7 protein-coding genes are annotated in these 8702 nt (G+C 68.2%); 4 read left to right on the forward strand and 3 right to left on the reverse strand.

What is annotated here, in order from left to right; genetic code table 11:
• Together WBB14_RS08545 and WBB14_RS08550 are read left to right on the forward strand one after the other, a co-directional pair.
• Positions 1–3348, forward strand: a 3348-nt coding sequence (locus WBB14_RS08545) for a YadA-like family protein (protein ID WP_424239439.1), incomplete at its 5' end; no start/stop codon positions are given.
• Positions 3349–3419: 71 nt separating this feature from the next.
• Positions 3420–3950: a SecDF P1 head subdomain-containing protein gene (locus WBB14_RS08550; protein ID WP_424239440.1), complete on the forward strand. Its 531-nt coding sequence runs from the start codon at positions 3420–3422 to the stop codon at positions 3948–3950.
• A 16-nt stretch (positions 3951–3966) separates the two neighbouring features.
• On the opposite strand, the gene WBB14_RS08555 is transcribed toward WBB14_RS08550, so the two are convergent.
• Positions 3967–4821, reverse strand: coding sequence for a 3-keto-5-aminohexanoate cleavage protein (locus tag WBB14_RS08555; protein ID WP_424239441.1), 855 nt, complete (start codon positions 4819–4821; stop codon positions 3967–3969).
• A complete protein-coding gene (locus WBB14_RS08560) occupies positions 4818–5780 on the reverse strand; it encodes a 3-hydroxyacyl-CoA dehydrogenase family protein (RefSeq protein ID WP_424239442.1) in 963 nt (320 codons plus the stop codon). The genes WBB14_RS08555 and WBB14_RS08560 overlap by 4 nt, the downstream gene beginning before the upstream one ends.
• A gap of 123 nt (positions 5781–5903) precedes the next feature.
• Here WBB14_RS08560 and WBB14_RS08565 point away from each other — a divergent pair, with 123 nt between their 5' ends.
• Together WBB14_RS08565 and WBB14_RS08570 are read left to right on the forward strand one after the other, a co-directional pair.
• The gene (locus WBB14_RS08565) at positions 5904–6812 is read left to right on the forward strand and encodes a LysR substrate-binding domain-containing protein (protein WP_424239443.1); all 909 of its coding nucleotides are present in this window, start codon (positions 5904–5906) and stop codon (positions 6810–6812) included.
• A 209-nt stretch (positions 6813–7021) separates the two neighbouring features.
• Entirely contained in the window at positions 7022–7489 is a 468-nt protein-coding gene (locus WBB14_RS08570; protein WP_371818898.1) for a MarR family winged helix-turn-helix transcriptional regulator, read from the forward strand.
• A gap of 20 nt (positions 7490–7509) precedes the next feature.
• Here WBB14_RS08570 and WBB14_RS08575 read toward each other — a convergent pair whose 3' ends face one another.
• Positions 7510–8499, reverse strand: coding sequence for an XdhC family protein (locus tag WBB14_RS08575; RefSeq protein ID WP_424239444.1), 990 nt, complete (start codon positions 8497–8499; stop codon positions 7510–7512).
• Between the last annotated feature and the right edge of the window lie 203 nt (positions 8500–8702).

Consider the following 8702-nt stretch of genomic DNA (forward strand, 5'->3'; position numbering starts at 1 on the left):
GGCGACCGTGCGGTGACCTACGACGGCAAGTCGGGAGATCCCAAGAACCTGATCACCCTGGCCGGCTCCGTGTCGACGGATGGGGGCGTGACGGGCGGGACCAGGCTCACCAATCTGGCGCGCGGGGTCGTGTCGGCCGCCAGCACCGACGCGGTGAACGGTTCGCAGCTACACGAGACGAACCAGGACGTGCTGCGGGTGGGCGACAGGGTGACGACCATGGACGATACGGTGACCAACCTGGGCAACACCGTGACGAATCTGGGCGACACGGTAACAACCATGGGCGATACCGTGACGAATCTGGGCGATACGGTGACAAGCATGGGCGGCACCGTGACGACGCTGGGCGATACGCTCACGAGCCTCGGCGGCACCTTGGCGAACCTGACCGGCGACACGAGCGCGGCATACACGGATGGCAACGGCCTGGGCATCCGCTATGCGCGGACCAATGAGCGTGGACTGGCGCCTGTCGACGCCTACGCCCAGAACCCCGGCAGCACGGCGTTGGGCTACAACGCGCGGACCACGGCCGACAACGCGTTGGCGCTGGGCCGTGATGCCCAGGCCAGCCATGCCGGCAGCGTGGCGCTGGGCGCCAACTCGGTCGCCAATGGCGCGACGCTGGCCGCGTCCGCATACCGATCGGGCACGGCGGCGGTGGCTGGAGCAGCGCCGGTGGGCGAGGTGAGCATAGGTTCGGCGGGCGCGGAACGGCGTCTGACCAACCTGGCCGCGGGCGCGGCCGACACGGACGCGGTGAATGTGAGCCAGCTCAAGTCCGTGGCCGACAACGTCGGCAGCCTGGGCGACCGGGCGGTGACCTACGACGGCAAACAGGGAGACCCCAAGAACCTGATTACCCTGGCCGGCTCCGTATCGACGGATGGGGGCGTGACGGGCGGGACCAGGCTCACCAATCTGGCGCGCGGGGTCGTGTCGGCCGCCAGCACCGATGCGGTGAACGGTTCGCAACTCTTCGCCACCAATCAGAGCGTGCTGCGGATGGGCGACAGGCTGACGAACATGGGCGATACGTTCACGAACCTGACGGGCGACACCAATCTGATCAGCAAGGTCGACAAGGGGCTGGGCCTGCGCTATGCGCGGACCAACGAGTCGGGGCTGGCGGAAGTTGACTCGTACGCTCAGGCTTTGGGCAGCACGGCGCTGGGCTACACCGCGCGGGCCTCGGCCGGCAACGCGCTGGCATTGGGCCGCGAAGCCATGGCGAACCAGGAGGGGAGCGTCGCCCTGGGTTCAGGTTCCGTATCCGACCGGGCGTTGGCGCCGATCACGGGCAGTCTTGCGATAGGCAGCGGTGGCGCGCTGGTGCCGTTCAACACCGCGGATCTCACATTACTGGGAGCGGTGTCCGTGGGCCACGACGGCGCGTATCGCCAAATTACCAACATGGCTGACGGTACCGACGCGCACGACGCAGTGACCTTGCGCCAGTTGACCGGCGCGATCGGATCCTTGACGGCCACGGGCACTGAGTACTTCCACGCCAACTCGGCAGCGTCCGATTCACTGGCGACAGGTGTAGAGTCGATCGCCATCGGACCGCAGGCGGTGGTCAACGGCGACCGTGGCCTGGCAATCGGCGAGCGCGCCGTGGTGGATCAGAGCGCGCCCGGCGGTATCGCCCTGGGGCAGCAGGCGCGCACGACATCCGCGGATGGCATCGCGGCGGGAACGCAGGCCTTGGCCGACGCGGTTCAGGGGGTGGCCCTGGGCGCGGGCAGCAGAGTCGTCACGGGTGGTGGCGTAGCGCTGGGCGCCGGGTCGATCGCCAAGGTGGTGGCCGGGGCTGAGGGATATGTGCCCCTGGGCGGCGATGGCGCGGCCGTGAAGGCCACGCGCAGCAAGCTGGCGGCACTTTCCGTGGGTGACGTCGACGCCGGCAACTATCGGCAAATCACCGGGGTGGCTGCGGGCACGGTAGATTCCGACGCGGTGAACGTCAGCCAGTTGAAGGCGCTGGCCTCGAACGTGAGTGGGCTCGAAGCAGGGGGGGTGAAATACGACGGCAATCCGGACGGCACCATCAATTACGGCATGGTGACCTTGAACCCTGGCGGCGCGGCCACCGTGCTGAGGAACGTGGCGCGCGGGGCCCTGTCGGGAGATAGTACGGACGCGGTCAACGGCTCGCAGCTGTTCGAGACCAATCAGTACGTCAAGTCGATAGGCGATACGGTCGACACCTTCACCCAGGGCGGGGCCGGCATCAAGTACTTCCACGCCAACGGCGGGGCGTCGGCGGTCCTGCCGGATTCCCAGGCCAACGGTATCGGCAGTATCGCAATGGGGCCGGGCGCGGCGGCCAATGGCGCCAACTCGGTGGCTTTGGGTAACGGCGCGGCTGCTGGCAAGGAGGGCGATGTGGCGCTGGGCGCGGGCGCCGTGGCGGACCGGGGCGCGGAGAGCTACGCAGGCAAGTACTCGGATGCGCAAAACAAGTCGGTGGGCACGGTGTCGGTAGGCGCGTCGGGCTCGGCGCGCACGCTCAGCAACCTGGCAGACGGCCGCGAGGCCACGGACGCCGTGAACCTGCGGCAGCTGGACGGCGCGCTCAAGCAGGCCAACGACTACACCGACAAGCGTCTGCAGGACGTGGCGGGCAATGTGCTCCAGGTCGGCGATCAGCTCACCGCGCTGGATGAGCGCGTGGCCGGCGTCGAAGGCGATGTGACGAACATCAGCAATGGCGCCGCCGGCATGTTCCAGACCAGCCAGGAGGAGAAGGCGGCCAAGCCGCCCAAGGCCAGCGGCAGCAACTCGGCGGCGGGTGGCGCGGGCGCCGTGGCCTCGGGCAAGAACAGCACCGCCATTGGCAACGGCGCGCAGGCGTCTGGCGCTGGGGCAACGGCGCTGGGCAATGGCAGCAAGGCATCGGCCAGCAACGCGGTGGCTCTGGGCGCGGGCTCCGTCGCTGACCGTGACAACACCGTGTCGGTCGGCGCCGAAGGGTCGGAGCGCCAGATCGCGTACGTGGCCCGCGGTACCGCGGGAAGCGACGCGGTCAACGTGAACCAGTTGCGGGAAATCGAGAGCGGCTTGACCAACCAGGTAGCGGGTTTGCGCAAGGACGTGCAAGGACTGGACAACCGGCTGAGCGCCGGTGTCGCCTCCGCCATGGCCATGTCCGCGCTGCCTCAGGCCTACCTGCCCGGCAGGAGCATGTTCAGCATGGGCGGCGGCACGTGGCGCGGCGAAAGCGGCTTCGCCATGGGGCTGTCGACGGTGTCCGACAGCGGCAAATGGGTGGTGAAGGGCCTGGCCAGCAGCAGTTCGCGCGGCGACTACGGCGCGAGCGTGGGAGTCGGGTATCAATGGTGAGCAGGTGCAGCACGAACGCAGGCACGCGGCCAGGCGCCGCATCCTCAATGATTCTTGAGAGGTACACAGCCATGACACGTCGCATCATTCTTCCAGCCTTGATCGCAACGAGCGCGTTGCTGGCCGCTTGCCAGCCCATGGCGGCGCAGAAGGGCGCCAACGCCGCGCCTCGCGCCGCCCAGCCTGCGCCGGCGGCGCAAGACGCCGCCACGCAGACGCGAGCCGCCGCGCCCGCGGTCGAGTTCCGCCTGGCGCAGGACCAGCCGGGTGATGATCTGCGCGAGCTGCACATGCCCGACAAGACTTACTATTTCTTGCTGGCGCCCGCGCTTACCCGCGCCGACCTGAACGCCGCCACGCCGATGAAGACCCGGGCGGGGCAGCCTTTTGTGAGCCTGCGCTTCACGCCGCCCGGCGCACGCAAGCTTGCGCAGATCGGCCGCCAGTACCCGGGCAAGTGGCTGGTTTTCACCATAGACGGCAAGCTGGTCGGCGTGCCGCGCATCGCGGGTCCCATGGACGAGGGCATCCTGAACCTGACGATGAATTCGGAAGAGCAGGCGATCAACGTCGCGCAAGCGATCCTGGGAGCGGCGCACTAGCGCCGCCGTGGCCGCGTCAGCCGACCGCCCCGTAGATGCGGCGCGCGTCGGCCGCCGTGGCCAGCGGGCGGCCCAGCGCCTGCGCGCCTTGCGCGGCCTGCAGCACCAACGCCGAATTGCCGGGCGCGGTGCTGCCGTCGCGCAGCTTCAGGTTGTTTTCGAAGCCCACGCGCATGTGGCCGCCGAATGCCGCTGCCGTGGTGACGCAGGCATTCTCCTCGGGGCCAAAGGCGCAGACGGCCCAGGGCAGGGACTGGTCGTACGCGGCCAGAAAGGGCAGCAGGTCGTAGGCAGAGGAGGTCTGGCCTGCGCTGTAGCGCCCCAGCACGAACAGCACCGACCACGCACCCGGGGGCACCAGGCCGCGCGCGCGCAGTGACAGCCAGCGGTGCACGTCGCCTTCGTCGTACAGGATGATCTGCGTCATGATGCGGCGCTCGGCGATCCAGGCCAGGAAAGCCGCCAGCTCCGACTCCGGGATGTCCGGCACGGCGATCTCGCGCAGGCCGATGGACACGGCTTCGGGCTGCAGCTCGCGCACCAGGGCGATTTGCTCAGCCGCCGTGTAAACGCCGGCAGCTTCACTGGTTACCTGCACCAGCAGCTCGTCGCCCACGGCGCCGCGCACCGCGGCCAGGGCGTCGCGGTAGGCCTGCGCGTCCAGCAGGTGGCTGCCATCGGGTTTGCGCACGTGCATGTGCATCATGGCGGCGCCGGCGTCCAGGCAGGCGCGCGCTTCGCGCGCTAGAGCTTCGGCCGTGAGCGGCACGGCCGGGTGGTCGGCCGCCTTCTTGTAGGCGCCATTGGGCGCCACCGTGATGATGACGGGCGAGTCGGCCAGGGCGGCGCGGGGCAGGGGCGCGTTGCTCATGGCTTGATCTCCGGCAGCTCGGGCGCAATCAGGTCCAGGCCCGCGCGCAACAGGCGGTCGTAGCGCGCGCGTTCGGCGGCGATGGTCTCGGGCGTCCAGGCGTAAAAGCCCTCGCCGGTCTTCATGCCGTGGCGGCCGTCCTGGGCGCGTTCGGTCAGGCAGCGCGCCGGTTCGCTGGCATTGCAGAAGGTGGGGTACATGGTGGCGCCGGCCGCGGCGTGCACGTCGATGCCGGCATGGTCGCGCTGCATCACGGGGCCGGCCGCCAGAAAGCGGAAGCCGAAGCCGAAGCGCACCGCCGCATCCACGTCTTCCGGCGAGGCGATGCCGCGGTCGATCAGGTCGAAGGCCTCGCGCGACAGCGCATGTTGCAGACGGTTGGCCAGAAAGCCCGGCAGGTCCTGGCGTACCTTCACCGGCACGCTGCCGCAGCGGCGCATGAATTCGATCAGCGTGTCGGCGCAGGCGTTGTCGCTGGCCTCGCCCAGCACCACTTCCACCAACGGCACCAGGTGCGCGGGCATGAAGAAGTGCAGGCCCAGCATGCGGCCGCGGGTGTCCAGGCCCTGGCTGATGGCGCTGATCGGGAAGCTGGAACTGTTGCTGGCCAGGATGGCGTCGGGCCGGGCGCGTTGCGCCAGGTCCGCGAACAGCGCCTGCTTGATGTCCAGGCGTTCCGGGATGCACTCGATGACCAGGTCCACGCCGGACCAGTCCACCTCGTCCAGGCTGGATGCGGTGCATAGCAGGGCGGCGTTCGCTTCCCTGTCTATGGTCTTGAGGTTTTCCGCGACGCGGGCGGGCAGGCCCGCCGCGCGTTCGGCATTCGATTCGATCACGGTCGTGCGGCAGGCCGCGCGGGTCAACACCACGGCCACGTCGGCTCCCATGGTGCCGCCGCCCACCACCACCGCATGCGCCGCGCCCGGATTGGGCAGCGCTATCGCGTCCGTCTGCATGGTTTGCTCCTTCATTTGTATTTACGCTGGAGGCGAGTGTAGAGAACCCGGTTTGATTGATGAATCAGATTTTTTGGATAGAATGATCGACAATGTAGATCAATAGAGGGAGCCGCCTCCGGCATGCAGATCAATCTTTCGATGCGCGATATCGACACTACCCTGGTGCTGGGCCGCACGCTCAACTTCCGCCAGGCCGCCGCGCAGCTGCACCTGTCGCAATCGGCGCTGTCCACGCAGATCCAGCGTATCGAGGATGCGCTGGGCGTGCGCCTGTTCGACCGCACCACGCGCACCGTCCGCCTCACGGCCGCAGGCGAGGTCTTCATGCAGCAGGCCGCCGCGCTGCAAGTGGCTTTTCGCGACGCCATCGCCGCCGTCAGCGGCATCGTCAACGCGGAGCAGGGCCAGGTATCGGTGGCTGCGTTGCCATCGATCGCCGCCCGCCTGCTGCCGCGGGTGCTGATGGCCTACCGCCAGGCCCACCCGCAGGTCGCCCTGAAGGTGCGGGATACCTTGTCGGGGCCAGCCTTCGACCTGGTGCGCGCGGGCGAGGTCGACTTCGCCCTGACTGCCGCCGATCCGCAGCAAGCCGACCTGCACTACGTGCCGCTGATGTCCGACAGTTTCCTGCTGCTGATCCCCGAAGCCCACCCGCTGGCGCGCGTCCGCGGTCCGCTGCGCTGGGCCGATACCGCGGACGCGGCGCACGTGTCGATGGTGCAGCCCAGCAGCGTGCGGCAATACACCGAATGGGCCTTTCTGCAGAACCGGATCCGCTTTACGCCCGCGTTCGAAGCCGAGCACCTGACCACCATCGTCGCCATGGTCGAGTGCGGATTCGGCGTTGCGGCATTGCCTGAAATTGCCGCCAGCGCGGTGGCGCAAAATGGCATTGTGCAGCGGCCGCTGACTGGCCCGGTGGCCGAGCGTTCCATCGGCTTGGTGACCGCGCGCAACCGCAGCCTGTCGCCGGCCGCGGCGGCGCTGGTGCAGACGTTGAAGGAGTATCTGGCGGAGCAGGCGCGCTAGGTTTCGCGGCGAATTCCCGACCGGCCGCGCGCTCCTGCGCGGCACTGGTTTGATTTCAGGCAAGCGCCTGCAGCGCGTCGCTCGACAGGAAGCGCCCGGTGGTATTATCCTCAGTGCACTAACTAAATTGGAGCTGCCTCAACGTGCCGGATGTACAGAAAAAGACGACGTCCCTGAAGCGCGTCGCAACTCATAAGATGGACACCAAGATTTTCGATCCGGCCAAGCAGGTGCTTTGGTCGCGTCCCGGCTATCTGGTGCGGCGCCTGAACCAGATCCACTACGCCATGTTCTACGAAGAGTGCAAGACGCAGAACGTGACGCCGGTGCAGTATGGCGTGCTGACGGCGCTGTCGCTCAGCCCCTGGCTGGACCAGACCGCCATCGGTATGGAACTGGGACTGGACCGCACCACCACCGCGGACGTGGTCAAGCGCCTGCAGGAGCGCGGCCTGGTGGAAAGGCGCGTCAATCCCAACGACAAGCGCTCGCGCCAGGCCGTCATCACCCAGGAGGGGCTGCGCATCATGGGGATCCTGCAGGAAGGCATGGCGCGCGCCCAGCAGCGCCTGCTGGAGCCGCTGTCCACGCGCAATCAGGAAATCTTCATGAAGCTGCTTTCCACCCTGGTGGAAGCCAACAACCAGTACAGCCGCACCACGCTCAAGCCCATGTAAGGCAGGGGCGGCTGCCTGTTTCAACCGTGTAGCGCGCTGGCCTGCGGCGCGCTGCGCGCAGCCTCGCCGTCCCCCAGCGTGTTGCGCACCCAGATCAGTTCGGCGGCGATCGCCACGGCGATCTCGGCCGGCGTCTTGCTGGCGATGCGCAGCCCCACCGGGCCGTGCAGGCGCGCGATCTGGCCGTCGTCCAGGTCGAACAGCCGCAGCCGTTCGCGGCGTTTTTGCTGGTTGGCGCGCGAACCCAGCGCGCCCACGTAGAACGCGGGGGATTTCAGCGCTTCCAGCAAAGCCATGTCGTCCAGCTTGGGGTCGTGGGTGACCGCCACGATGGCGGTGCGCTCGTCCGTACCGATCTCCAGCACCGCGTCGTCGGGCATGCTGGTGAGCAGGGTAGTGCGGGACAGATTCCAATCGCCGAAGAATTCCTCGCGCGGGTCGCAGACCGTAACGTGGAAATCCAGCGTGGCGGCCACGTTGGCCAGCACCTGGGCGGTCTGGTTGGCGCCGATGATGAGCAGCCGCCAGCGCGGGCCGTACACGCTGCGGAAGATGCGGCCGTCGAAGTCCGGGCCGTCGGCCGGGCCGGCGGCGGACACCGAGCTGCTGCCGTCGTGCAGATCCACCGTGCGTTGGATCAGGCGATGGCCGCGTATGGCTTCCAGCACCAGGTCCAGCCATTGCGTGTCGCGCAGGGGTTCGCTGATCAGGCGCAGGGTGCCGCCGCAAGGCAGGCCGAAGCGCGCGGCTTCGTCGCGCGTGACGCCATAGGTCAGGCGCGCGGGGGCGTCTTCCAATGTACCCTCGCGGGCGCGGCAAATCAGGTCGTCCTCGATGCAGCCGCCGGAAACCGAACCGACCATGCGGCCATCGCCCCGCAGGGCCAGCATGGCGCCTGCCTGGCGCGGGGCCGAACCCCAGGTCTGCACCACGGTCACCAGGTGCACGCGGCTGCCCGCGGCCACCCAGTCCCGGGCATGTTGCAATACGTCCAGATCCAGAGCGTTCATCGGCTTCTCACAGTGAAAGGCCGCGGCGCTGCCACGGCTTATATTCACTATACTGATCATTATGGCGAATGTCTCTAGTGTCTATCCCTACCCGGGCCCCTTGCGAGTCGGCATCCTGCTGGCCGCAGGGGAGGGCTCGCGTTACGCCGCGCAGCGGCCGGGCGCCGACAAGCTGCTGGCGCCCTTGCCGCAAGGCGCGTGCG

This window comes from Achromobacter sp., from assembly GCF_049647645.1.
Taxonomy (GTDB): domain Bacteria; phylum Pseudomonadota; class Gammaproteobacteria; order Burkholderiales; family Burkholderiaceae_B; genus Achromobacter.